This window comes from Bradyrhizobium sp. USDA 4504 (assembly GCF_054063995.1).
The window spans coordinates 7,123,869-7,148,414 of record NZ_JBSSGV010000001.1; the positions used below are offsets into that span (position 1 = coordinate 7,123,869).

General features: G+C 65.9%; 20 protein-coding genes and 1 tRNA gene. 10 read left to right on the plus strand and 11 right to left on the minus strand.

The window, feature by feature from the left end; all coding sequences use genetic code 11:
• Positions 1-17 precede the first annotated feature (17 nt).
• From ACVMB1_RS33375 to ACVMB1_RS33385, 3 genes are all read right to left on the minus strand, one after another.
• Positions 18-635, minus strand: coding sequence for a nitroreductase family protein (locus tag ACVMB1_RS33375; RefSeq protein ID WP_141341232.1), 618 nt, complete (start codon positions 633-635; stop codon positions 18-20).
• A gap of 97 nt (positions 636-732) precedes the next feature.
• Entirely contained in the window at positions 733-1,650 is a 918-nt protein-coding gene (locus ACVMB1_RS33380) for an NADP-dependent oxidoreductase (protein ID WP_076834990.1), read from the minus strand.
• A 490-nt stretch (positions 1,651-2,140) separates the two neighbouring features.
• On the minus strand, positions 2,141-3,160 hold the full coding sequence (locus ACVMB1_RS33385; protein ID WP_076834991.1) for a helix-turn-helix transcriptional regulator: 1,020 nt from the start codon (positions 3,158-3,160) through the stop codon (positions 2,141-2,143).
• Between the two features lie 352 nt (positions 3,161-3,512).
• Here ACVMB1_RS33385 and ACVMB1_RS33390 point away from each other — a divergent pair, with 352 nt between their 5' ends.
• On the plus strand, positions 3,513-4,538 hold the full coding sequence (locus ACVMB1_RS33390) for a hypothetical protein (protein ID WP_076834992.1): 1,026 nt from the start codon (positions 3,513-3,515) through the stop codon (positions 4,536-4,538).
• A gap of 50 nt (positions 4,539-4,588) precedes the next feature.
• On the opposite strand, the gene ACVMB1_RS33395 is transcribed toward ACVMB1_RS33390, so the two are convergent.
• The 5 genes from ACVMB1_RS33395 to ACVMB1_RS33415 all read right to left on the minus strand — a co-directional run bounded on the left by ACVMB1_RS33395 (position 4,589) and on the right by ACVMB1_RS33415 (position 9,219).
• Positions 4,589-4,975, minus strand: coding sequence for a hypothetical protein (locus tag ACVMB1_RS33395; RefSeq protein ID WP_141341231.1), 387 nt, complete (start codon positions 4,973-4,975; stop codon positions 4,589-4,591).
• Between the two features lie 132 nt (positions 4,976-5,107).
• Positions 5,108-5,183 (minus strand) — tRNA-Thr (locus tag ACVMB1_RS33400).
• A 109-nt stretch (positions 5,184-5,292) separates the two neighbouring features.
• Positions 5,293-7,074, minus strand: a complete 1,782-nt coding sequence (locus tag ACVMB1_RS33405) for a heme biosynthesis protein HemY (RefSeq protein WP_076834994.1) — start codon at positions 7,072-7,074, stop codon at positions 5,293-5,295.
• A 20-nt stretch (positions 7,075-7,094) separates the two neighbouring features.
• Positions 7,095-8,366, minus strand: a complete 1,272-nt coding sequence (locus ACVMB1_RS33410; RefSeq protein ID WP_076834995.1) for a COG4223 family protein — start codon at positions 8,364-8,366, stop codon at positions 7,095-7,097.
• Positions 8,367-8,478: 112 nt separating this feature from the next.
• On the minus strand, positions 8,479-9,219 hold the full coding sequence (locus tag ACVMB1_RS33415) for a uroporphyrinogen-III synthase (RefSeq protein ID WP_076834996.1): 741 nt from the start codon (positions 9,217-9,219) through the stop codon (positions 8,479-8,481).
• A gap of 174 nt (positions 9,220-9,393) precedes the next feature.
• Between ACVMB1_RS33415 and tsaD the strand changes: the two genes are divergently transcribed.
• From tsaD to ACVMB1_RS33435, 4 genes are all read left to right on the plus strand, one after another.
• The gene (tsaD, locus tag ACVMB1_RS33420) at positions 9,394-10,467 is read left to right on the plus strand and encodes a tRNA (adenosine(37)-N6)-threonylcarbamoyltransferase complex transferase subunit TsaD (protein ID WP_076834997.1); all 1,074 of its coding nucleotides are present in this window, start codon (positions 9,394-9,396) and stop codon (positions 10,465-10,467) included.
• 188 nt (positions 10,468-10,655) lie between these two features.
• Positions 10,656-11,633: an NAD(P)H-dependent glycerol-3-phosphate dehydrogenase gene (locus ACVMB1_RS33425; protein ID WP_076834998.1), complete on the plus strand. Its 978-nt coding sequence runs from the start codon at positions 10,656-10,658 to the stop codon at positions 11,631-11,633.
• A gap of 117 nt (positions 11,634-11,750) precedes the next feature.
• The gene (locus tag ACVMB1_RS33430) at positions 11,751-12,863 is read left to right on the plus strand and encodes an alpha/beta hydrolase (protein ID WP_076834999.1); all 1,113 of its coding nucleotides are present in this window, start codon (positions 11,751-11,753) and stop codon (positions 12,861-12,863) included.
• Between the two features lie 86 nt (positions 12,864-12,949).
• Positions 12,950-13,363, plus strand: a complete 414-nt coding sequence (locus tag ACVMB1_RS33435; RefSeq protein WP_057021328.1) for an EVE domain-containing protein — start codon at positions 12,950-12,952, stop codon at positions 13,361-13,363.
• A gap of 164 nt (positions 13,364-13,527) precedes the next feature.
• Here the strand turns inward: ACVMB1_RS33435 and ACVMB1_RS33440 are convergent, their stop codons facing one another.
• A complete protein-coding gene (locus ACVMB1_RS33440) occupies positions 13,528-14,706 on the minus strand; it encodes a DNA topoisomerase IB (RefSeq protein ID WP_076835000.1) in 1,179 nt (392 codons plus the stop codon).
• 770 nt (positions 14,707-15,476) lie between these two features.
• Between ACVMB1_RS33440 and acs the strand changes: the two genes are divergently transcribed.
• Both acs and ACVMB1_RS33450 read left to right on the plus strand, forming a co-directional pair.
• Positions 15,477-17,429: an acetate--CoA ligase gene (acs, locus tag ACVMB1_RS33445; RefSeq protein ID WP_076835006.1), complete on the plus strand. Its 1,953-nt coding sequence runs from the start codon at positions 15,477-15,479 to the stop codon at positions 17,427-17,429.
• Between the two features lie 338 nt (positions 17,430-17,767).
• Positions 17,768-18,283 (plus strand): L,D-transpeptidase, encoded by a 516-nt coding sequence (locus ACVMB1_RS33450; protein WP_076835001.1) that lies wholly within the window; start codon positions 17,768-17,770, stop codon positions 18,281-18,283.
• A gap of 78 nt (positions 18,284-18,361) precedes the next feature.
• Here ACVMB1_RS33450 and ACVMB1_RS33455 read toward each other — a convergent pair whose 3' ends face one another.
• Positions 18,362-18,958 carry a thermonuclease family protein gene (locus ACVMB1_RS33455; RefSeq protein ID WP_210262897.1) on the minus strand — a complete coding sequence of 199 codons (597 nt, stop codon included), beginning with the start codon at positions 18,956-18,958 and terminating at the stop codon, positions 18,362-18,364.
• 40 nt (positions 18,959-18,998) lie between these two features.
• Positions 18,999-19,226 (minus strand): DUF1674 domain-containing protein, encoded by a 228-nt coding sequence (locus ACVMB1_RS33460; RefSeq protein WP_057021331.1) that lies wholly within the window; start codon positions 19,224-19,226, stop codon positions 18,999-19,001.
• A 175-nt stretch (positions 19,227-19,401) separates the two neighbouring features.
• Between ACVMB1_RS33460 and ACVMB1_RS33465 the strand changes: the two genes are divergently transcribed.
• From ACVMB1_RS33465 to purH, 3 genes are all read left to right on the plus strand, one after another.
• The gene (locus ACVMB1_RS33465) at positions 19,402-20,748 is read left to right on the plus strand and encodes an RsmB/NOP family class I SAM-dependent RNA methyltransferase (RefSeq protein ID WP_076835002.1); all 1,347 of its coding nucleotides are present in this window, start codon (positions 19,402-19,404) and stop codon (positions 20,746-20,748) included.
• A gap of 153 nt (positions 20,749-20,901) precedes the next feature.
• Positions 20,902-22,653, plus strand: coding sequence for a heparinase II/III family protein (locus tag ACVMB1_RS33470; RefSeq protein WP_076835003.1), 1,752 nt, complete (start codon positions 20,902-20,904; stop codon positions 22,651-22,653).
• A 232-nt stretch (positions 22,654-22,885) separates the two neighbouring features.
• Positions 22,886-24,478 carry a bifunctional phosphoribosylaminoimidazolecarboxamide formyltransferase/IMP cyclohydrolase gene (gene purH / locus ACVMB1_RS33475; RefSeq protein WP_057021334.1) on the plus strand — a complete coding sequence of 531 codons (1,593 nt, stop codon included), beginning with the start codon at positions 22,886-22,888 and terminating at the stop codon, positions 24,476-24,478.
• Positions 24,479-24,546: the final 68 nt, after the last annotated feature.

A 24,546-nucleotide genomic window follows, 5' to 3' on the forward strand; every position in this document is an offset into this window, starting at 1 on the left:
AATCTCCGTAGATCGTATTATACCAGGTCCAGCACATCGGCCACCGGACGGCGCGGCTTCTGCGCCCAGTTTCCCGGACGCTCCGGCCCCACGGCCAACAGCAGGACCGGCACTTCGTCCTTCGCCAATCCGAACTCGCGGTGCACCGGTTCGGCGTCGAAACCGATCATCGGCGTCGAACCCAGGCCTAGCGAGCGGGCCGCATAGATGATCGCTGCCGCGCCGAAGGAGGCGGTTCGTAGCGCTTCATCGCGCTGGCGTTGTGGGTACTCCATGTACAGATTGCGCGCCGGGATCTCCCATTCCGGCACCATCTTCGCCGGCATGACGCCCGATTCCACCAGCGGCGCCAGGCGCTCTGGTATTACGCTGGAATCGGCCAACTTGCCGCAGACGATGAAGGTAACGGCTGCGTCGGTGATCGTGGGTTGATTCCAAGCGATCGGACTCAGCCGGGCTTTGGCTTCAGGCGTGCGCACGGCGATGAAGCGCCAGTTCTGCATGTGGAAGGATGTCGGTGCGGCGGTGCCGATTCGCACGAGCTCTCGGATCTGGTCGTCGCTCAGGGTGGCGGCAGGGTCGTAATACTTGGTGGAGCTGCGGCTCAGGATACATTCGATAACAGCATTGGTCATGGTTGGTCCTATAAGTGAAGGGATAGGTTGAGGCGCGAGAGTGCTTTCGCTCTCTTTGAGAGCGGGCCGGCCGCATTCATCGATAGGCGCGCGCCGCTCACGGACGAGCGCGAATGATCGTCTTCCCGCTGATCCGCTCGGTCGGGTTGAAGGCGGCAACGGCATCGTCGAGGGCAGCCACGTTGCCGATGTTTGTCCGCACACGTCCGTCACGCGCCCGCCGGACAATCTCACTCAGTTGGGCGCGATCGGGTTCGACGACGAAGTCTATCGTCCGGCCGTCAGCGGGCCGTGCCTCAGTCGGACCGGCGATGGTCACGAGCGTTCCTCCGGCTCGAATCAGGCGCGCGGACCGCTTCGCGATGTCGCCGCCAAGCACATCGAACACCAGATCGACTCCGCCGACATCTTCCAGAGTGTCGTTGTCGAGGTCGACGAACTCCTGTGCGCCGAAGTCGAGAGCCGTCTGACGGCCGGCAGCGCGTCCGGTACCGATGACGTAAGCACCGGCCTCACGTGCGAGCTGGGTTGCCATCGAACCGACGACGCCGGCGGCACCGTGCACGAGGACGCTCTGCCCCGCCCGAAGCCGGCCGTGATCGAACAGCCCCTGCCACGCGGTAAGGCCTGGCATCACGAGGGCCGCGCCCACCGTGAAATCGACATCGCCCGGCAGCGGCGCGAGGTTGCGCGCCTCGATGGCCACATATTCCGCCAAGGTGCCGTCGCGATACCAGTCCGCGAGACCGAATACCCGCTGTCCCACCGACAGCCCCGCCGTGCCATAGCCGAGGGCGGTGACCACTCCAGCCAACTCGTGGCCAGGGATCGACGGTGTTCGGTCACGCTCGCGGCGATCGGTCCAAGTCGGGGGCCACGTCAGCTCATCCCGGGTGAATCCCGCCGCATGAATCTCAACGACGACGTCGTTTATCGCGGCCTGCGGCTCGGGCCGCTCCACCAGCTTCATTCCGGCCGTTCCCGCCGCTTGGTCCGTCACAACGATTGCCTTCATCGTGCACCTGCCTGAGTGTGGCAGCTCATCATCTTCCGAACTCCTTTTCAGACGAACGAAAACCGGAAGGCGAAACTCGATGGCTCCATGACCTTGGATATTGAATCGATGCCATCGACGCGGCGCATTTCCTAAAGCCACGTTGCCACTGGTCCCGGCGCGATGAAACCCGCGACGGGCGTTCCTGGACGCGCGCACACGCATTCTGGACTCCAGAGCTCGCCAACGCCGAGGATCAGTGCGCCGAGTGTGCGCGAATCTGGCTAGGGAACGGGAAAGAGCCCGGTTGGGGCGCAGCGTCGGGTATGCACGAGCCCACGCGGCTTGCTTTCGGCCTTTGCTGTTTCCAGTTTTTTCTTCGGTCGGGCAGCGAGTTCAGCCAACGCTGATAGCCCGACGAACAGTTTCAATCGATGAGCGGAGTCGCTATTGGCACGCCCATCCAGATCGCACACTTGACGGGAGAGGTGCCTCGGAGGCGGTACTTGGCTCAAGTGCCCTTATCACTCCCAGCGTTCTTCACGCGCAGCCGGTACTCGCTAGGATCAACGTTGTAGGCTTTGCGGAATGCTCGCACGAAACTTGACCGGCTTTCGTAGCCGGCGTTGTAGGCCACAACATCGACCGGGGCTGATGTCGTCGTGAGATCGAGCGCCGCCTGCCGCATCCTGAGATCCCGAAGGATGGCCATCGGCGAACGGCCAAAGATCTCCGAGAACTTCGCCATGAATGCCGACCGGCTCAGACCCGCGCTATGCGCAAGGCTCTGAACCGTGTGAGCGGCCCCCGGCCGCGCCACCATATCGCCGAATGCACGCGTGATCTGCCGATCCGCGAGAATCGAAAACCGATCAGTCCAGCTGCGGGAGGACTTCATCGACCGCCTCACCAGAGCGATGATGACCTGCTTTAGCAGGGACGCCGTCATGGCGCCCATACCGATTTCCTGCACGCAAAGCTCCCCGACCGCTTCGCGAAGCTTCAGGTCGATCTTGTCCGTCGGCTCGAACTTCTCGATCACGGGCTCGCGCAATTCGCGAAACAACCCGACGGATTGTCCGAAGGATGCGTTGAAGAAGCCGCAGATCTGGATGATCTCGGGCTGCTCGGTCGGTGTTGCGATACGCAACACGCTGTCATGCTGCTTCCAGCAATCGCGGGAGATGAGCCTCTTCGGGCCGCTGGTTCCGTCGACTTCGATTACGAACGGGGTGCTCGGAGGCTTGATGATGAGGAGATGGGGTTCGAGCGACATCCAAGGCCCATCGCCGATCGAAATTCGTCCCCTACCACTAATGGTGTAATGGACCGCCGGTGCATCGATCGTCCCCATCTCGGCGCGATGGCCTGATGGAATCAGCATTTCGGTGAGCGCGACGACATCGATCTCAAGTGCCCGCATGAGGTTGTTGAGATCGGCGGTGGCGAGCTTCGAGGCAGAGACGGCGATCCGCGAATCTGGCCGCTCGCCCTGTCCGCTTCCGGCCCGCGATTTGGCCGTGTTTTGCATGGCAACCTGCTTACAAGATCAACCCGTGAATCCGCTAGGCGAATCTGCCTTCATCCTGGAACTGGATTTTAGGGCACGCTGAAAAGAGCCTTGGCGTGGTCCAGTCGGATTGTTGGAACTTGGTCCTATCGGTGGACCCGTATCGCTGTAGTTTTTGAACCTTGAAACAGGGTCTCGGCGCAACGCCGCGCTCGTACACACCAGCATCCACAGCACCAGCCTGTGTGCCGCGCCTTCGACGATGACTCGGGAATAGATTCGTCGGTCTGGCCCTCTCTTGCACGATGCCCGAACCCTGGAGAGTTTTGTGAGTGCATTCGAACAAGGTCGCGTACGGTCGGGCGACGATGGCTTGGCGAATACGGCCGCCGAAAAGCTGCGTTCGATGATCCCGGCGGCTGGAGCGATGGCCTATCCGTTCCTGCTCGATGCATTTCACCTCGCGGTCTCTCCCGCTGCTGGTCCGATGTCGTTTGGGCGACTGGCCCTGGCGGCGCTTTGCCTGTTGGCCGCGACCGCCGCGCCCTTGCTGGCTCTGGCTTGCGCTCATTGGATGACCAAGGCCGCACCGTCATCGTTCGCGCTGCGCACCCGGCGCCTCGCCTACCTCGGCATCGCCGCGCCGCCCTTGTTCGTGCTAACCGGCGTCGGTCTCGGCCTGCTGCACATCCCTGTCAGTGACGAGATTGTCTGGGTCGCGGGTTGGCTCGTCGCGTGCCTCTATGTGCTTTTCGGCGGCGAGCAGGCGCAACGTGCGGCACCATCAGCCGCGATTGCGCCCTCTATCGCCAAATGGCGCGTGACACATGGCGTCGCCGCAGCGATCATCCTTTTCTACGTCGCATTCCATCTCACCAATCATCTGCTGGGTTGGCTCGGACCTGATGTTCATGCCGCCGTGATGAAGGCGGGGCGCACCGTCTATCGGTCGTCCGTGGTGGAGCCCATCCTCGTCGTATTGATGCTGTTCCAGGTCGCCGTCGGGATGCGGCTCGCCTGGCGCTGGAGCCCGGCGCCTGCGGATGCATACCGCGTGTTTCAGATCGGCTCCGGCGTCTACCTCGCGGCGTTCATCGTGACCCATCTGAATTCCGCATTGGTCTCGGCGCGCGCCGTGCACCACATCGACACCAACTGGGCCTGGGCGTCGGGCGCACCGACCGGCCTGATCCACGACGCCTGGAGCATTCGCCTGGTGCCGCACTACGCGCTCGGCGTCTTCTTCGTCCTCGCGCATCTCACGTCGGGATTACGCGGCGTTCTGATCGCGCACGGCGTTGCCACGGCGGTTGCCAACCGGATCTGGGCAACCGGGCTCGCGATAGGCGGGCTGGTCGCGATCGCGATCATGAGCGGATTGTGTGGGGTGCGGATCTAGGCTTCAGCGGGCGGCCCGAGCGAGCCCGGTTGAGAAGAACATCGATGCCGTCAAGCTGAGGTTGACTTGCTGCGGTCACGCCAAAGCGCAAAGATCGCTGTTGCGAGCTTGTTCGGCCGATCAGGCCTCGCATAGCTGACCACCGGCTTGCTGGAATGATTTTCCATCAGCTCCCCTAGTATCTCGTAGTCAAGTTCGAGACCGAACTTTTCGTACGGTATGGATTCGGACTCAGCTCCCCCCGCAACATAAACGATATCGACTCGCGCCATGTCTTTCGCGATCGCCGCGGCTTCCTGCAAGGTGTCGCAGCCGTACGATTTGTATTCCCAGGAAGGATCGCTGAAGTGAAGTACCTTGCGGGTGCTTTCATCGAGCTTGCCGCGCTCTTCTTCAGAGAGCCCTATGATTATCACGTGGGCGATTTTCGGAAGCATCTGCCCAACCCCTTGAAATAGCGCCTCTAGAACTTGGTCTACCGGCGCGAGCGAGGGGTTCGACGCTCTGAGCAAGTCGTATCCGGGCGCCTTGATGCGCGCTGGGAGCAAGCTTCACTTCTGGCTGGGAAATGGTGCCGCAAGAGGGACTCGAACCCCCGACCCCGTCATTACGAATGACGTGCTCTACCAACTGAGCTATTGCGGCGAACCGTTCGGCAACGGCCGGATCACGCGGCCACCTGATATCGGGCATGACCCCGATTGGCAAGGACAACGCGGGTATCGAACCATACAGCCGTTAACCTAACCCCGAATTAGCTTCCCAAACGTGACAGAAATCCGCGCCAACCGCCCACCTGGGCCTTGGGCGGGCCGATTTGTTCCGCAAATTCGTCGACCGGACCGTCCTCGTCGACCCCGGGGTCATCAGGGGCCCGGATGATCGGGATTACGGCCGGAATGGGCGCCGGTGCGGCCTTGGGCAGGTCGGTCCGGGACCGGAACAAGGGGGCCGGCGCCGGGGGCGCCGATTCGGCGGCTGGAGGGGGAGCCGGTTCCGGCGCGGCGGGTTCGGCCGAGGCCGGGGCGGGCCCGGCCTCGATGGCCGCCGGCAGCGGGGCGTTATCCTGCACCGTCGGCGCGGCCGGCTCCAAGGGGTTGAGCTCGACTGGCTTCGCCTCGACCTGCTTCACCTCGACCGGCTCGGCCGGCTTGGCGTCCGCCGGCTCGCTGGCGACTTCCTTTGGCGGCTCGACCCGGCGCGGCGCCAGCATCGCCTCCTCGAAGGGCGACGGCTCGATGGCATGGCCCTTGTCGGACGGCAGCGCCGCCACCGGGGTCTGCCACTGGAAGGCGTCGAGCCGGCCGGTGACCGGCGAGACCGGACGCCAGCGGTCCGAGACATAACCGTCGGCGGTCCAGACCGGATCGTGCAGCGCGCGCACGGCGCGCAGGGTCCAGGCCCGCGCCCGGCCGCTGTCGCCATGCTCGGTGCGCTCGATCTCGGCCATCAACAGCGCGACGCGTTGCGTCGGCGCCGCGACAAACGGCTCCAGCGCCGCGCGCGCCCTGGCGAACTCGGCGGCGTCGATCGCGGCGCGCGCGATCGCCAGCGCGCCCTCGATATGTCCAGGCGTTTTCGCCGCCAGCGTCTCGACCCGCACCAGGCGCTGGCGCGCGGAATCGCCGAGCCGCACATGCGAATAGGCGTCGGCGAGATCGGGATGCGGCTGCGCCAGCCACGCGGTCTCGACGATGCGCATCGCGCGGCGCACCTGATGCGCCTCGCTCTCGAACTTCGCCGCGAGCACGGCGGCCGGGATCAGCGTCGGCGCCAGCTTGACCGCCTCCATCGCGCTCGCGCGCGACAGGTCGCGATCGACGGTCTCGAACTCCAGCGCACGCGCCGTCAGCAGCACGCCGCGCTGCCGCCGATAGGTCGCCTTGTCGATCAATCCGGCACTCTGGTTGTTGTCGATGATCGACAGCGCGCCGGCCCAATCGCCCTTGGCGCAGCAGAAGCCGAGCACCGCATGCGAGGCCCATGACGACGACGGCGACATCTTCAGCGCTTCCTCGGCGATCATCACGGCCGCCACCGGATCGTCGGCGCGCTGCGCCTCGATGAACAGACCGCGCAATCCAAGCAGCCGCGTGTCCTCGCGCTCGGCCATGGCACGGAAGGCGCGCTGCGCGCCGTCGCGGTCGCCGTCGAGCTGCGCCGATTGCGCGTGCAGCAGCAGTGCCAGCGGATCGCCTCCGGCGTGGCGCCGCGCCACTTCGGCATGCGCGCGCGCCGCCGAAGAATCGCCATGCCCGATCGCAAGCAGGCCTTGCGTGATGGCGTGGCGGCCGCGGGCGTGACGCCGCTCGCGCCGGCCACGGCGAATGTGCGAGGGAATCTTCCAGAGCCCGCGCAGGATCACGCCGGCGACCATCGCGACGACGACGACGAGGCCGAGCAGATACATCGGCTGCTTGGACGTGAAGCGCAAGCCGCCCCAGTTCAGCACGAGATCGCCGGGCTGATCGGCCAACCAGGCCGCACCCGCTGCAGCGAGCGCGATCAGCAGCAGGAACAGAATGATCCGGATCATCAAAGACCTATTGCAAAGGCTTACTGGTTGACCGTGGCGAGCGCCGCCATGGCGTTGTCGGCAAATTTACGCGACGCGTCGAGCGCGGCGCGGCGCGCGTCCACCTTGGCGAGCCAGGCTTGCGCCGCCGTGCGATCCGCCGGCGGCAGCGACTTCAATTCACGCTCGGTCAATGCGAGGTCATTATGCAGGGCGGCCGATGTCACGCGCGCGACGATGCTGCCGCGATCGGTCCCCGTGCCGTCGGTCCGTTCGATCTGGATCAGCGTGGAGGCACCGGCCTTCAGACGATCGACCAGCCCGGCGCTGGCCGCCGCAGCCTCCGGCGGAGGCGGCGCAAGTTTCGGCACGATCTCGATCAGCTCGCGGCACAGCGCGTTCGGGCTCGGCACGCCTGACCTCGCAAACGTCTCGAGCGGCTTCAGCACCTCGGCATCGTCCGACAGCGCCTTCGCGGCCTCGAGCGCGGAGGCATAGGGATCGCCGTGACGCACCGCGACGTCGAGCAGCGATGCCGCGACGACGCGGCGCAGCGGCACATCGTCGGCCTTCGCCTCGGCCTTGGTGTCGGCGATCTTGCCGTCCTGCCTCGCGATCGCAGCACCCTGCGCCTTGACCGCACCTTCGACCTTTTCGATGCGCGCCGTGATGCCGGAGAGATCAGCCGCAGCCGCGCCATCGCGCGGCGCGGCTTTCGCGTCATTGACCGCCGCCGCAAGCTTGTCGGATTGCGCCCGCGTCGCGGCGAGTTCGGTGCGCAGTGCGGCGATCGATTTGTCGAGCGCCTCCAGCCGCGCCGTCGCCGCGGGATCGGCGGCCGCCGCGACCGGCCTGCCGGCTTTCGATTCCAGCGCACTCAGGCGCGTGCCGAGCTCGTCGATGGCGGCACTGGGTTGCGGCGCCGGAACCGGCTGCACGACGGGCCAGCCGAGCAGCCAGCCAACCCCGATCACCAGCGCCGCCGCGACGGCGCCGGATATCGGAGCCACCACCCAGGGCGATACCGGCCGCGCCGGTTCGGCGTCCGGCGCCGCGGAGGCGGTCTCGGGCTGCGGCTCCGCTTGCGCTGCGGCGTCGCCTTGGGGCTCGGCCTCAGGCGTCGCCGCGTCCGCGGACGCCTTGGCAGCATCCTTGCCGGCATCCTGGTCCGTCTCCCTGGCGGCTTCCTCGGCCCCCTCCGCCTTCGACGGTTCGCTGGAGATTTCGGTCGCCTGAAGATCGATGGTCGGCGGCGCGCGCTTGGGCCGGGAATCCGGCGAAGATCCTGGGTCGTCTGGCCTTTCTTCAGCCATCGCGGGGGGTCCTCAAAACTATTGGCCGCATATTGTACCAGAATCGGCCCAGGCTCTTAGAGCACGATCCGAATAACCGAGCATTGCCTAACATCATGGTCAGACGAAAGAATTATTCCGGTCTCGGTCGCAGGGTGCGGCTGAGCGCCTCCAGCAGGGCGTTTTCGTCCGGCCGCGCCGCCACCACCACCTTGGTCGCGCCGGCGTCATGGAGCACCGCGGCGACGGCCGCCGAGATGCAGCATTGCGGCAAGGCGAGCGCCGAGATCTCGATCCCGTCGGCGCGGACCGTGTCCAGAAAGGCCTGCGCGCTGCGGCGGGAATAGTGCAGCACCGCGGTGATCCGGTTCGCCATGAAGGCGTCGCTGACCTCCCTCGGGAAGCCGGCCACCGGCGCCATCCGGTAGGTGGTGTGGGTGACGACGCTGAGCCCGCGCTCGCCGAGCTCGCCCGCAAGATCGCGCGACAGGTCGGCGCCGGCGAGATAGAGCAGCGTCGCCGATGCCGGCAGTTCGCCGGCGTCGACCCGTGCGAGCACGAGCTTGCGCAGCGAGACTGCATCGCCCTTCGCCACCATCACCTTGTCGAAGCCCGCGGCGCGCGCCGCATCGGCGGTGTGTGCCCCGACCGCAAACAGCGGCAGCCGCAACAAGGGGCTGGCAGCGAGGTCGACCGCGCGCAGCGCATTCGCGCTGGTCAGGATGACGGCATCATAATCCGCACCGTCGTCGCCGCGGAACGGCACCGGCTCGAAGCGCAGCACCGGCGCCGACAGGGCGTCAAAGCCGCGCTGGCGCAGCGTCGCGAGCGTCGCGTCATTGTCCGGATGCGGTCGTGTGACAAGGATTGTCAGGGTTTCAGGCCTCCAGCCGTATAAATTGGACGTTGGCGACCGATTGCACTTTAAGACCTCGCAATGCTACCCCGGAGCGGACATTTTGATGAGCATCATCTTGCCGGAAACCGGTTCCGGCCTGTCCGGATCATGCTCGTAGCACAAGGACCGAAATTGGGACACGAACCGCCGATGCTGGTGCTGGGGATCGAGACCACCTGCGATGAGACCGCGGCCGCCGTGGTCGAGCGCCAGGCTGACGGGCAGGCGAAAATCCTCTCCAACGTCGTGCGCTCGCAGACCGACGAGCACGCCCGCTTCGGCGGCGTGGTGCCGGAGATCGCGGCGCGCGCCCATGTCGACCTGCTCGACGGCATCGTCGCCTCCGCGATGAAGGAGGCCGGCGTCGGCTACGGACAATTGTCGGCGGTCGCGGCAGCCGCGGGCCCCGGCCTGATCGGCGGCGTCATCGTCGGTCTCACCACCGCGAAGGCGATCGCGATGGTGCACGATACGCCCCTGATCGCGGTGAACCATCTCGAGGCGCACGCGCTGACGCCGCGGCTGACCTGCGCGCTGGCATTTCCCTATTGCCTGTTCCTGGCCTCGGGCGGACACACCCAGATCGTCGCCGTGGTCGGCGTCGGTGAATATGTGCGGCTCGGCACCACGGTCGACGACGCGATGGGCGAGGCGTTCGACAAGGTGGCGAAGATGCTGTCGCTGCCCTATCCCGGCGGACCGGAGGTCGAGCGCGCGGCCGCCGGCGGCGACCCGACGCGGTTTGGCTTTCCACGTCCGATGCTCGGCCGCGCCGATGCGAATTTCTCGCTGTCGGGACTGAAGACGGCGGTGCGCAATGCAGCCAGCCGGCTGGAGCCGCTCGAGCCGCAGGACGTCAGCGATCTCTGCGCGAGTTTCCAGGCCGCGGTGCTGGAATCGACCGCGGACCGGCTGAGCGTCGGCCTGAAGCTGTTTCAGGAGCGGTTCGGCACGCCGCGCGCGCTGGTCGCGGCCGGGGGCGTCGCCGCCAACCATGCGATCCGCAGTGCGCTGCAGGAGGTTGCGGCGAAGGCGCAGACCACGCTGATCATCCCGCCGCCGGCGCTCTGCACCGACAATGGCGCGATGATCGCCTGGGCCGGCGCCGAGCGGATGGCGCTTGGCCTCACCGACACGATGGAGGCGCCGCCGCGCGCGCGCTGGCTGCTCGACGCCAACGCCAAGGCGCCGGCCGGCCACGCCAACAGCCGCGCCGGATATTGAACAATGTACGACGGGGCGCGCATCAGGCACCGTCGCATCTCGCCCCGCTTGCGGGGAGAGGTCGGATTGCGCAGCAATCCGGGTGAGGGGGTACAGGTCTCAACACTCGGCTCGCTCGCGGATAAAGCCCCTCACCCCAACCCTCTCCCCGCAAGAGCGGGGAGAGGGAGCGAAGGCAGGCCCGCCTGATGCCGGCGCATATGTCAGTGAGCGTGATCGGAGCCGGTGCCTGGGGCACGGCATTGGCCGATGTCGCGGCGCGCGCCGGGCGCAAGGTGACGCTGTATGCGCGCAATGCCGAGCATGCCGCGCAGATCCAGGCGATGCGGGTCAATCCGCGGCTGGCTGGTGTCCAGCTTCATCCCGGCATCGCCGTGACGTCGGATATCGCCGTCGCGGCACTCGCTGACATCATCCTGGCCGTGACACCGGCGCAGCATCTGCGCGCGGCGGTCGGGCATCTTGCGCCGCATCTCAAACCCGACACGCCTGTCATCGCCTGCGCCAAGGGCATCGAGCACGGCACGCATAAATTCATGACCGAGGTGATCGCGGAAGCCGCGCCGCGCGCGGTCCCCGCGATCCTGTCGGGGCCGAGCTTTGCCGACGACGTCGCGCGCGGACTGCCCACCGCCGTCACGCTGGCCACCAGGGACGAAGCGCTGGCACGCGCGCTCGTCCAGGCGCTCGGCTCGGCGACCTTCCGGCCCTATCACACCACCGACGTGCGTGGCGTCGAGATCGGCGGCGCGGCCAAGAACGTGCTGGCGATCGCCGCCGGCATCGTGGTCGGCAAGAATCTCGGCGCCTCCGCGCTCGCCGCGCTGACCACGCGCGGCTTCAGCGAGCTCGCGCGCTTGGGCCGCGCCTGCGGCGCCCGCGCCGAGACGCTCGCCGGCCTGTCGGGATTGGGCGATCTGCTGCTGAGTTGCTCGACCGCGCAATCGCGCAATTTCGCACTCGGCCTCGCGCTCGGCCGCGGCGAAGCCGCGCCGATCGGCAAGCTCGCCGAAGGCGCGTTCACCGCGCCGGTGCTGTGCGAGCTCGCCGCCGCGCAGAAGGTCGACATGCCGGTGTCAAACGCGGTCGCCGCGATCCTGGGCGACCGGCTGACCATTGACGCAGCGATCGAAGGCCTGCTGACGCGGCCGTTCAAGGCGGAGTAACGCACGTCACGGTCGCGCGTGGCGGAGCTTCACGATACGTGCGCGGCATACTAGCGTGGCGGCGAACCGTCGGATCCCGGTCCAACAAATCGAAAAACGGATCCCAAGGGAAAACCCATGCGTCAACCGCATCGTGCCATCCTTTCGATCAGCCTCGCCGTCGCCCTCACCGCCTCATCCGCCATAGCCCACGCCCAAACGGCCGCCACCTACGACGACCTTGCCAAGAGCGAGGCCGCCGCCAATGCCGACAACGGCAAGCGGGTCGCGCCACTCAAATCGATCGGCAATCCAACCGCCGACGTGTCTGCCGAGATGCAGGCAATGATCGGCGCGCCCTATCCGCCGCATTTCAATGCCGACCCCAAAACCCCTGCGGAATGGAAGGAGTTGATCGATCGCCGCGCCAAGCTTCTGATCGCGGGTATTCCGGCGCTGAAGGCGAAGCTCGGCGTCAAGGTCGAGGAAACCAGGCTTGCCGGCGTGCACTGCTACATCGTGACCCCGAACAAGATCGCGCTCGAGAACAGGCGACGCCTGCTGATCCACGTCCATGGCGGTGGTTACGTGTTCGGTCCCGGCGAAGCCGCGTTGCCGGAAGCCATCATGATGGCCGGCTTTGGCGGCTTCAAGGTCCTCTCGGTCGACTACCGGATGCCGCCGGACTTCCCCTATCCGGCCGCGATGGACGACGCGATGGCGGTCTGGAAGGAAGTTCTGAAATCGCACGAGCACCGCCGGCTGGCCATCTTCGGCACCTCAACCGGTGGGGCGATGACGCTTGCGATGGTGTTGCGGGCGAAGGATGAGAAGCTGCCGCTGCCCGCCGCCATCGCGCCAGGCACGCCCTGGTCCGATATCGACAAGATCGGCGACAGCTACGCGAGCAATGAATGGGTCGACAATGTGCTGGTGACCTGGGACGGCTGGCTCGGCCGCGCGGCGAAGCTTTATGCAAACGGCACCAGCCTGAAGAACCCCTACATTTCGCCGATCTATGGTGACTTCAAGGGCTTCCCACCGACCATCCTGACATCGGGCACGCGCGATCTGTTCCTCAGCAACACGGTTCGCACGCATCGCAAGTTGCGCCGCGCCGGCGTGATCGCCGATCTCAATGTCTATGAGGGGCAGTCGCACGCGCAGTACCAGTTCAACGTCGACGCGCCCGAGACGAAGGAGACGTTCACCGACATCGCCAGGTTCTTCGATCGATATTTGAAACAGTAGGTGCCGCGCCGGGATCAGATGCCCGTGCTTGTCGCGGGCATCCGCGTCGCTGTAGATTGCAGCGCAATCGAACGGGGTGAGTTGCGATGAATTACTGGCTGGTGAAATCCGAACCGTCGGTCTGGTCGTGGGACCATCAGGTCGCCAAGGGCGCGAAGGGCGAAGCCTGGACCGGCGTGCGCAACTTCACGGCACGGCAGAATCTCGTCAACATGAAGAAGGGCGACAAGGCGTTCTTCTATCATTCCAACGAGGGCAAAGAGATCGTCGGCATCGCCGAGATCATCAAGGAAGCCTATCCCGACCCGACCGACAAGACCGGCAAGTTCGTCTGCGTCGACATCAAGGCCGACAAGCCGCTGAAGACGCCGGTGACGATGGCCGCGATCAAGGCGGACAAGAAGCTCGCCGACATGGCGCTGGTAAAGTATTCGCGGCTTTCAGTGCAGCCGGTGACCGCGGAGGAGTGGAAGTACGTCTGCAAGATGGGCGGGCTGTGATGTCTCGTCCAACTCTACTGTCGTCCCCGCGAAGGCCGGGCGAAGGCCGGGACCCATTACCCCAAATGTCGATTGCTGAAACGAGCTGGGGCCACAGCGAATTCTAATCACAGGCGGCTGTGGTAACGGGTCCCGGCTTTCGCCGGGACGACGGCTTGCGGGACCTACGCCCCGGCCGCCATCACCACCTGCGCCAGCAATTGCTCGCGCTTGGACTGGGTGCGGTAGCCTCCCATCGTCGCGGCGAAGCGTTCGAGGATGCCGTCCTCGAAGGCTGTGACGATGGTGTCGTGGACATAGCTCTTGCGGCAGATCGCCGGCGTGTTGGACAGCTGGTCGGCGGCGGCACGGATCGCATCCAGCACCTGGCGCTTGCGGCCGCGCTGGCTGGTGGCCGGCGTGATCCGGGACAGCGATTCCACGACGACGGCCGACGCCATCAGGGTGCGGAAATCCTTCAGCGAGATCTTGATGCCGGCGATCTCGCGCAGGAACGCGTTCACCGCCGTGGTCGAGGCGGCCCGTACCACGCCGGAGCGGTCGTAATACTGAAACATGCGCTTGCCCGGGACGCCGCGCAGGATGCCGATCGCACGCACCAGCTTGGCCGCATCGCATTCCTTGCGCACGGCCTTGCCGCCCTTGGCCTTGAAGGTCAGCACCAGGGAGTCGTCTTCCAGCGTGACGTTGGACTTCAAGAGCGTGGTGGCGCCGCGGGTGCCGTTGAGGCGCGCATAGGATTCGTTGCCAGGCCGGATCGCGGTGCGCGCGATTAGTTCGATCACCGCCGACAGCGCGAACTCGCGCGTCGGCTCGTCGCCGGACAGAAACGCCGAGACCTTGCGCCGGATCTTCGGCAGCGCGGCCACCAGCTTGGCGAGGCGATGCGCCTTGCGCTGCTCGCGAACCTTCTCCCAGTCAGCGTGATAGCGATATTGCAGCCGGCCCGCGGCATCGCGGCCGACTGCCTGCAGATGCGAGCTCGGATCGCTGGAATAGCGCACCTGGCGATAGGCCGGCGGGACCGCCATCGCGTGCAGCCGGCGGATGGTGCGCGCATCGCGGACCCGCGAGCCATTGGCACGGACGAATGAATAGGTCTTGCCGCGCTTGATGCGGCGGATGGTCAATTCGTTCTGGTCGCCGAGCCGCAGGCCCAGATCGCGCGCCAGTTCTTCAACCGTCGTTCTGATGGCAGCGGGCGCGTCGAGCTTGAGTTTTGCCGGCGGCTGCAGCCTGGCCCGCGGCGGCTTGGACGGCCACTGGCCCAGTGCCTTTGCCAAGGCGACAGCGGGATCGGCGGAAACGGGCCGCACAGCCGCGATATTCTGCTGATCCATCATTACTCTCGCAAGACGCCTTGTTCCGCTGTTCTCCCGGTAATGCCGTTGCTTCGGGCTTCGTTCCGGTGGGCCGTCTGGCCTCGGAAACGCGATTTAGGGCGTCGGGGCCGACATTGCGAGTCGCGAATCAGTTATTGACTGTATTAAATTACCTTTCATGGGTGCCATTCGCCCGCTAACGTTGATTTTGGGCTGCCCGGGATCGGACAAAATGACGCGAGCGCGGTGCCGGAAACCGGCGTTTGAACGCCCGGAGGTCCACCGCGGTCCCCCAGATCAGGTCAGCGACCTTGCCCTTTCGCGCGCCGCTCTCGCCGGGGCGCGGCTCGAGCTCGGCAGCCACGGGACGGTCCAACCGCTGGCCGCAATCAAGGATTATTCGGTCACGAACGTGTTGACGCAGCTCATCGCGGCGGCGTCCGACAATTCGTTCAATTGTGCCCGAAGCCGTCGATCAAAATCGGCGTCAGCGCATCGTCGTCGCACGCGGCACCACTGCAGCGACGCGAACGCGCAGAGAACGATACCACTACGACCAAGAGACCAGTGACCCCGAGCAAGCGATGGCGCATAGGTTTCTCTCGTCGATGCGTTGCGGTAAGCCGTCCTATCACAAGCGGAAGCCGGCGGACTATCCGGCGGCTTCAACGCGACGAAAGTGACAGTCCTTTTTCCTTGCCGGGCCGGAATGCGGCAACGCATAATCGCGGCAATGATCAAGACGGCTTGCCGTCGCGTCGTGCGCGATCGGCAATGAGTGGAGGAAAATGATGTCCGAGAAGATCTATGACGTGTCGGCCGACTGGGCCAAGCGCGCCTATATCGATGACGCCAAATATCGCGAGATGTATGCGCACTCGGTCAAGGACCCGAACGGCTTCTGGGCCGAGCACGGCAAGCGGATCGACTGGATCAAGCCCTTCACCAAGGTCGAGAACGTCTCCTTCGCACCGGGCAACATCTCGATCAAATGGTTCGAGGATGGCGTGCTGAACGTCGCCTGGAACTGCATCGACCGCCATCTCGACAAGCGCGGCGACCAGACCGCGATCATCTGGGAGGGCGACGATCCCTCCGAATCCAAACACATCACCTACCGCCAGCTGCACGACGAAGTCTGCAAGATGGCCAACATCCTGCGCACGCGGAACGTCAACAAGGGCGATCGCGTCACGATCTATCTGCCGATGATTCCGGAAGCGGCCTACGCCATGCTGGCCTGCGCGCGGATCGGCGCCATTCATTCGGTGGTGTTCGGCGGTTTCTCGCCGGACAGCCTCGCGCAGCGCATCAAGGACTGCGACTCGAAGGTGGTGATCACCGCCGACGAGGGCCTGCGCGGCGGCAGGAAAGTGCCGCTGAAGGCCAATGTCGATGCCGCCATCGCCAAGACCGGCGGCGTCGATTGGGTCGTAGTGGTGAAGCGCACCGGCGGCAAGATCGACATGAACCCGACCCGCGACCTCTGGTATCACGAGGCCGCTGCCATGGTGACGACGGAATGCCCGGCCGAGCATATGCACGCCGAGGACCCGCTGTTCATCCTCTACACCTCGGGCTCGACCGGAACGCCGAAGGGCGTGCTGCACACCTCGGCCGGCTACCTCGTGTTTGCGTCGATGACGCATCAATATGTGTTCGATTATCACGACGGCGACATCTATTGGTGCACCGCCGACGTCGGCTGGGTCACGGGCCACAGCTACATTCTCTACGGGCCGCTCTGTAACGGCGCGACCACGCTGATGTTCGAGGGCGTGCCGAACTATCCGGACAATTCGCGCTTCTGGAACGTGGTCGACAAGCACAAGGTCAACATCTTCTACACCGCGCCGACCGCGATCCGCGCGCTGATGCAGGGTGGCGACGAACCGGTGAAGAAGACCTCGCGCAAATCGCTGCGCCTGCTCGGCTCGGTCGGCGAGCCGATCAATCCGGAAGCCTGGGAGTGGTATTACCGCGTGGTCGGCGACGACCGCTGCCCGATCGTCGACACCTGGTGGCAGACCGAGACCGGCGGCATCCTGATCACGCCGCTGCCCGGCGCGACCAAGCTGAAGCCCGGTTCGGCGACACGGCCGTTCTTCGGCGTGGTGCCGGAGATCGTCGATGCCGACGGCAAGACGCTCGACGGCGAGACCTCGGGCAATCTCTGCCTGACCAGGTCATGGCCAGGCCAGATGCGCACGGTCTATGGCGACCACGCGCGGTTCGAGCAGACCTATTTCTCGACCTACAAGAACAAGTATTTCACCGGCGACGGCTGCCGGCGCGATGCCGACGGCTATTACTGGATCACCGGCCGCGTCGACGACGTCATCAACGTCTCCGGCCATCGCATGGGCACCGCCGAGGTCGAGAGCTCGCTGGTCGCGCATGAGGCGGTCTCGGAGGCCGCGGTCGTCGGCTATCCGCACGACATCAAGGGCCAGGGCATCTACGCCTATGTCACGCTGATGAAGGGCACCGAGCCGACGGAAGCGCTGCGCAAGGAGCTGGTCGCCTGGGTCCGCAAGGACATCGGGCCGATCGCCTCGCCGGACCTGATCCAGTTCGCGCCCGGCCTGCCCAAGACGCGCTCCGGCAAGATCATGCGCCGCATCCTGCGCAAGATCGCCGAGGACGAGTCGTCGAGCCTCGGCGACACCTCGACCCTGGCCGATCCGGCCGTGGTCGACGACCTCGTGCAGAACCGTCAGAACAAGAAGGGCGCGCCGGCGTAAGGCCAGCAGCAGCAAGGATCAGAAGACCAAAGAAGGGCCGCGCGCGATCACCGCCGCGGCCCTTCCCGTTTCCTGCAACGGGCGCTTCACGGGATTGTCATAGGCAAGGCGCGATTGAGGCGCGTTTGTGGCCAAGTGTTGTTTCCATGTCATTTACTTTAATCCGAACTTTTCATTCTCTCCCGCCATCAAGACGTGTCTCGCGGCCGGTGTGAAACCACCCGGTTAACACACGCAGTTAATGTTGCGTGCGTGAGACCGGCAGGCCCGGTTTTTCAAGGGCTCTGCATCTTCGTTTTTGGCTTCCTTGCGGGAGCTGTTGGGAAGTGGAGAGGTTGATGTCGAGGAAGTTTGCGGTGGCGCTGGCTGCCACCCTTGGTGCGGTTGCTTTGATATCGCAGGCGGCCGAAGCCCGGCCGGAAATGGTGGGAATACACGCCGACAACTATGAGCCAGGCACCATCGTAGTGAAGACCAACGAACGGCGGCTCTACCTCATTCTCGATTCCGGCCACGCGATGCGTTATCCGGTCGGTGTCGGCAAGTCCGGCAAGCAGTGGGCCGGCACCACGAAGATCGACGGCAAATATCGCAACCCAGCCTGGTCGCCGCCCGCCGAGGTCAAGCGCGACAAGCCCAGCATCCCGAACGTGATCGCCGGCGGCTCGCCGCATAACCCGATGGGCGTCGCTGCGATGACGCTGGCCGGCGGTGAATATGCGATCCACGGCACCAACGTGCCGGGCTCGGTCGGCGGTTTCGTCTCCTACGGCTGCATCCGCATGCTCAACAGCGACATCACCGACCTCTATTCGCGCGTCGAGATTGGCACGACGGTCGTCGTCACCCGCTGATCAGGCACAGCGCCTCGTCCAAAGCAAGGCCGCGCAGATGCGCGGCTTTTGTTTGCCCAGCCTGGTTTGAGCTGTCGCCTAGCGCGCGAAATATCCGCACCAGCCGAACCGGTGCCCGCCATTGTAGGCCCGCGCATGACCGGCCGCGAGCAGCGCGGCCGAGACGTTGTCGGTCTTCCTGGTCGCGACGTCGGCGACGACACGGCCCTGATATTTGTCGGGACCGACATTGTAGATCGCGACGTCGCCCTGGCCGAGCAGGTCACGCAGCGCCACCGTCGCCGCTTGCGCCATCTGCAGTTCGCGCGCACAGGACGCCTTCAGCTCCGGCGCATCGATGCCGCGCAGCCGGACTCGCGTGTACAGATCCGGGCCCGGCGAGAAATGCACCCGCGCCTCGAACGTGTCGCCGTCGATCGTCCTGATCACATCAACGTTGTGCCTGATGTCGGGCGCGCCGGCCCGCTGCCAGATCACGTCGGTGTCGCGCGACCTGCCGAGCGACCAATGCGGCGGCAGATGCACCCATTGTCGGATCGGCAGCGTGCTGCCGACGGCAATGCCGAGCACGAACACCCATGGCAGCGCCGCCGAGACGCGGCGGCCCCAAGGTGATCTTCGGAAGGGCGGACGTCCCGTCCCACGATAAGCATTTATTCTTTCGTATGGGGACATTTTCCCAGACTGGCGCGAGTCGAGCCGTCAGGCAAGGCTCTCAGAAGTCCGAGGCGATGCCCTTGGTCTCCCAATCGCCGTAACGCGTCGGTTCCGGCCCCTTCGGACCCTGGAACTCCTTCGGCCGCGCCGCCGCGTTCTGCGCGGCCGCCTCCTCTGCAGCCCTGCGCCGCGCCGCGGCCTCGGCGAGCGCGCGTTGCGCGGCTGGCGTCAGCGGCTTGCGCGGCGCGGCCTCCAGCGGCGATGACAACGGCGATTTATCAGACATGGCAAAACTTTCTGCCTGCGGATTCCGTATCTCTGTACTGGCTCAGTGACGACATCACGATCACGAAATCCCGCAAGGCGATTCTTACATTTGGCATATTCGCATGCCAGAGGTGGTATGGAGTTGATGGGCATGAGCCGAATGTAACTCAGCACCTTCGAGATATCTCCGCTTCATGCCTCCTTCAAGATTTGCAGTACCTGCCGAAGTCCCCGGTCTCGCGGCTCGCCGCATCGCGGCCGACATCCTCGATGGCGTGCTGCACAAGCACCGCACGCTCGACGACCAGCTCGACGGCGCCGGCGCGCATCCCGGCCTGAAATCGCTCGCCGATCGCGACCGTGCGCTGATGCGCCGGCTGGTGTCGACCATCTTGCGCAAGCTCGGCACGCTCGGCCATCTGCTGTCGCGCCTGCTCGATCGCGGCATCCCGACCGATGCGCCGCGCGCGCAGAGCGCGCTCCTGATCGGCGCGGCACAGATTCTCTGGATGGACGTGCCCGACCATGCCGCGGTCGATCTCTCGGTGCGGCTGGTGCAGTCCGACCGGCGCGCCGCGAAATATGCCGGGCTCATCAACGCCGTGCTGCGCCGCTGCGCGCGCGAGGGCCAGGGCCTGATCGACGAGATCAGCATGCAGACCCTGGACCTGCCGCCATGGATGCTGGCGCGCTGGAACGCGCATTACGGCGAAGCTACCGCGCGCGACATGGCGCTTGCGCTCGGCCACGAGCCATCGCTCGATCTGACGGTGAAGTCGGACGCGGCGCAATGGGCGACCCGCCTGCACGGCGAGACGCTGCCGACGGGAACCGTGCGCACGCTGCTGCAGGGTTCCGTCACGATGCTGCCCGGCTTTGCCGAAGGACAGTGGTGGGTGCAGGACGCCGCCGCCGCGCTGCCGGTGCGGCTGTTCGGCGACATCAAGGACAAGGCGGTCGCGGATCTCTGCGCCGCGCCCGGCGGCAAGACCGCCCAGCTCGCGCTGGCCGGCGCGCACGTCACCGCGGTCGACCGCTCGCCGGCGCGCGTGGCGCGGCTGCGCGACAATCTCACGCGTCTGGCCTTGCAGGCCGAGACCGTCATTGCCGACGCCGCCGAATGGCCCGCCGAGGCCGCAAGCTTCGACGGTATCCTGGTCGATGCGCCCTGCAGCTCGACGGGAACCATCCGCCGCCACCCCGACGTCGCCTGGCTGCGGCAGGAAGGCGACATCGCCGCGCTGTCGGCGCTGCAGAAGCGGCTGCTGCAAAAAGCCGCCAATCTGCTGAAGCCCGGCGGCACGCTGGTCTACTGCACCTGCTCGCTGGAGCCGGAGGAAGGCGAGCACGCGATCGCCGCGCTGCTGGCGAGCGAATCAGGCCTGCGCCGTGCGCCGGTCGAGACAAGCGAGGTCGCCGGCCTCGACGACATCATCACCGCCGACGGCGATCTGCGCACTTTGCCGAGCCATTTGCCCAATGCCGACCCGCGGCTCGGCGGGCTGGACGGATTTTACGCGGCCCGGCTGGTTAAATCCTGATTTTAAACTTCAGTCCTCTAAGCTCGAAGTGATTCGTGCGGTATCAAGAGGGTGCCTGGGCAGGTGCCTGGGCAGGTGTCTTGGCAGGTGTCTTGGCCGCGTTTCCGGACTAAATAAGGATTCGTTGAAAATTCCCTCCCCGCAAGGTTAGGCGTGTCGGTCGCTCAAAGCAGACGCATCTCGACGCTGATTGCTGGCCGCTTTGCCCGCAGCATGCTCGCACGCGCCAGCGGGAGCACGATTGCGCTGTCGCGGCTCTGGCCCGGCCGCACCGACCGGCTGGTCATCGCCCCGCACGATCTGCGGACCGCCGACGCCACCCGCGCGGCCGAGATCTATGCCGGACGATTCGTCTTCGCCGGCAAGATCGTCACCTGCCACGGCCGCTCGATCTTCGATCTCGAGCCACCGTCGGAGGATTGGGAAGCCGCCCTGCTCGGCTTTGGCTGGCTGCGCCACCTGCGCGCCGCCGACACCGCGCTGACCCGCGCCAACGCCCGTTCGCTGGTCGACGACTGGATCTCCAACCAGGCCCGCAAGCGGCCGCTGGAGCGCCGCGCCGATGTGCGCGCGCGGCGGGTGATCTCGCTGCTGTCGCAGGCTCCATTGGTGCTCGGCGACACCGACGGAAAATTCTACCGCAAATATCTGCGCGGGCTGGCGCGCGAGATCCGCTATCTGCGCCACGCGACGCTCGACAATGACGGCGTTCCGCGCCTGCAGGTGCTGATCGCGCTGTGCTACGCCTCGCTCTGTCTCGCCAACCAGGCGCGCAACATCAAATCGGCGACGCGCAAGCTGTCCGACGAATTGCAGCGCCAGATCCTGCCCGATGGCGGCCACATCTCGCGCAATCCCGGCGCGCTGGTCGAGCTGCTCAGCGATCTCCTGCCGCTGCGGCAGACCTTTGCCGCACGGAATATCGCGCCGCCGCCGGCGCTGCTCAACGCGATCGACCGCATGATGCCGATGCTGCGCTTCTTCCGGCACGGCGACGGCAGCTTCGCGCTGTTCAACGGCATGAGCACCGCGCCGTCCGATCTCGTCGCGACGCTGCTCGCCTATGACGACACCCGCGGCGTGCCGATGGCGAGCATGCCGCATACCGGCTTTCAGCGGCTTGATGCCGGCAACACCGCCTTGATCATCGATACCGGCCCGCCGCCGCCGGCCAGCGTCAGCCAGGACGCGCATGCCGGCTGCCTGTCGTTCGAGCTCTCCTCCGGGGTGAGCCGCATTGTCGTCAATTGCGGCATGCCAAGCACAGGCCGCGACAATTGGCGGCCGTTCGCGCGCTCCACCGCGGCGCATTCGACGCTGACCTATCGCGACGCCTCGTCATGCCAGTTCGTCGAGCTGTCGGCGATGAAGCGGCTGCTCCGCGGCGCGCCCATCACCAGCGGTCCGAGCAATGTCGAGAGCTACCGCGAAGCCGTTCCCGACGGCGACGTGCTCACCGCCTCGCATGACGGCTATCTCTCGCGCTTCGGCGTGATCCACCGCCGTGTGCTGATGGTCTCGCAGGACGGCACGCGGCTGGAGGGCGAAGATTCGCTGTCGCCGGCGCCGGGCGGCCGCATCAAGGGCAGCGAGGCCGATTTCGCGCTGCGCTTCCATTTGCATCCCTCGGTGAAGGCGAGCCGGCTGTCGGATGCCCGCGGCGTGATGCTGGTGCTGCCCAACCGCGACGTCTGGACCTTCGAGGCGATGGACGACAAGGTCGATCTCGAGGACAGCGTGTTCCTGGCCGGCAATGACGGCCCGCGCCGCACCTCCCAGATCGTGATCCGGCAGGACGCGAGGCAGGCCGGCACCATCCGCTGGAGCTTCGTGCGCTCCTCGACCTCGGCCTCCGCCACCACCGCGCGCCGCAACGCCCGCCGCGAGCCGGAACTGCCGCTGTAGGACGGGTGAGTCCTCCAACCCGTCATCCTGAGGAGCCGCGAAGCGGCGTCTCGAAGGATGCACGGCCCCGCCGGTGGCCGTCGACCCTTCGAGACGCGCTGCGCGCTCCTCAGCGTGACGGGGAAAGAATACCGGACCACCCTCAATTTGCGGGGAATCAGGCGCATGTACCGGTTTCGTACGGCACAAAACCATGCTACCCGGCTGCCTTAACAGCCAGGGATTTTCCGATATGACCGAGCAGCTTCGCCGCGTGACCCGCGCTCTGTTGTCCGTTTCCGACAAGACCGGACTGATCGATTTCGCCAAGGCGCTGGCCGACCATGGCGTCGAGCTGGTCTCGACCGGCGGCACCGCCAAGGCGATCGCGGCGGCCGGGCTGAAGGTCAAGGACGTCTCCGAGCTCACCGGTTTTCCGGAGATGATGGATGGCCGGGTCAAGACGCTGCACCCGAAGGTGCATGGCGGCCTGCTCGCGATCCGCGACAACAAGGAACACACCGCGGCGATGGCCTCGCACGGCATCGCGCCGATCGACCTCTTGGTCGTCAACCTCTATCCGTTCGAGGCCACCGTCGACAAAGGCGCCGGCTTCGAGGAGTGCATCGAGAACATCGACATCGGCGGTCCCGCGATGATCCGCGCCGCAGCCAAGAACCATGACGACGTCGCCGTAGTGGTCGAGGCGAACGACTATTCTGCCGTGCTCGACGAGCTCGCCGCGCACAAGGGCGCGACCTCGCTTCAGTTGCGCCGGCGGCTCGCCGCCAAGGCCTATGCGCGCACGGCAGCCTATGACGCCGCGATCTCGAACTGGTTTGCCGTGCAGCTCGACACCAAGGCGCCGGATTTCCGCGCCTTCGGCGGCAAGCTGATCCAGTCGCTGCGCTATGGCGAGAACCCGCACCAGACCGCAGCGTTCTATGCCACGCCGGAGAAGCGGCCGGGCGTTGCGACCGCACGCCAGCTGCAAGGCAAGGAACTGTCCTACAACAACATCAACGACACCGACGCGGCCTATGAATGCGTCGGCGAGTTCGATCCGCAGCGCACCGCGGCCTGCGTCATCGTCAAGCACGCCAACCCCTGCGGCGTTGCCGAGGGCCCCGATCTCGCCACCGCCTATGCCCGCGCGCTGGCCTGCGATTCCACCTCGGCCTATGGCGGCATCATCGCGGTCAATCGCACGCTCGATGCGGACGCCGCGCGCGCCATCATCGGCATCTTCACCGAGGTGATCATCGCGCCCGACGCAACCGAGGAGGCGATCTCGATCATCGCCGGCCGGCGCAATCTGCGCCTGCTGCTCGCCGGCGGCCTGCCGAACGCGCGCGCGGTCGGCCTCACCGCCAAGACCGTCGCCGGCGGCCTCCTGGTGCAGAGCCGCGACAATGCGGTGGTCGAGGACATGAACCTGAAGGTCGCGACCAAGCGTGCGCCGACCGACGCCGAGCTGCGCGATCTCAAATTCGCGTTCCGCGTCGCCAAGCACGTCAAGTCGAACACCATCATCTACGCCAAGGACCTCGCGACCGTCGGCATCGGCGCCGGCCAGATGAGCCGGGTCGATTCGGCACGGATCGCCGCGCGCAAGGCGCTGGACGCGGCCGCCGAGCTGAAGCTCGCCGAGCCCCTGACCAAGGGTTCGGTGGTCGCCTCCGACGCCTTCTTCCCGTTCGCCGACGGCATGCTCGCCTGCATCGAGGCCGGCGCCACCGCGGTGATCCAGCCCGGCGGCTCGATGCGCGACGACGAGGTGATCAAGGCCGCCGACGAGCACGGCATCGCCATGGTGTTCACCGGCGTGCGGCATTTCCGGCATTGAGTACGACCTGTAGCCCGGATGGAGCGTAGCGAAATCCGGGGCGGTTTCTCCGCGGACCAAAGACCCCG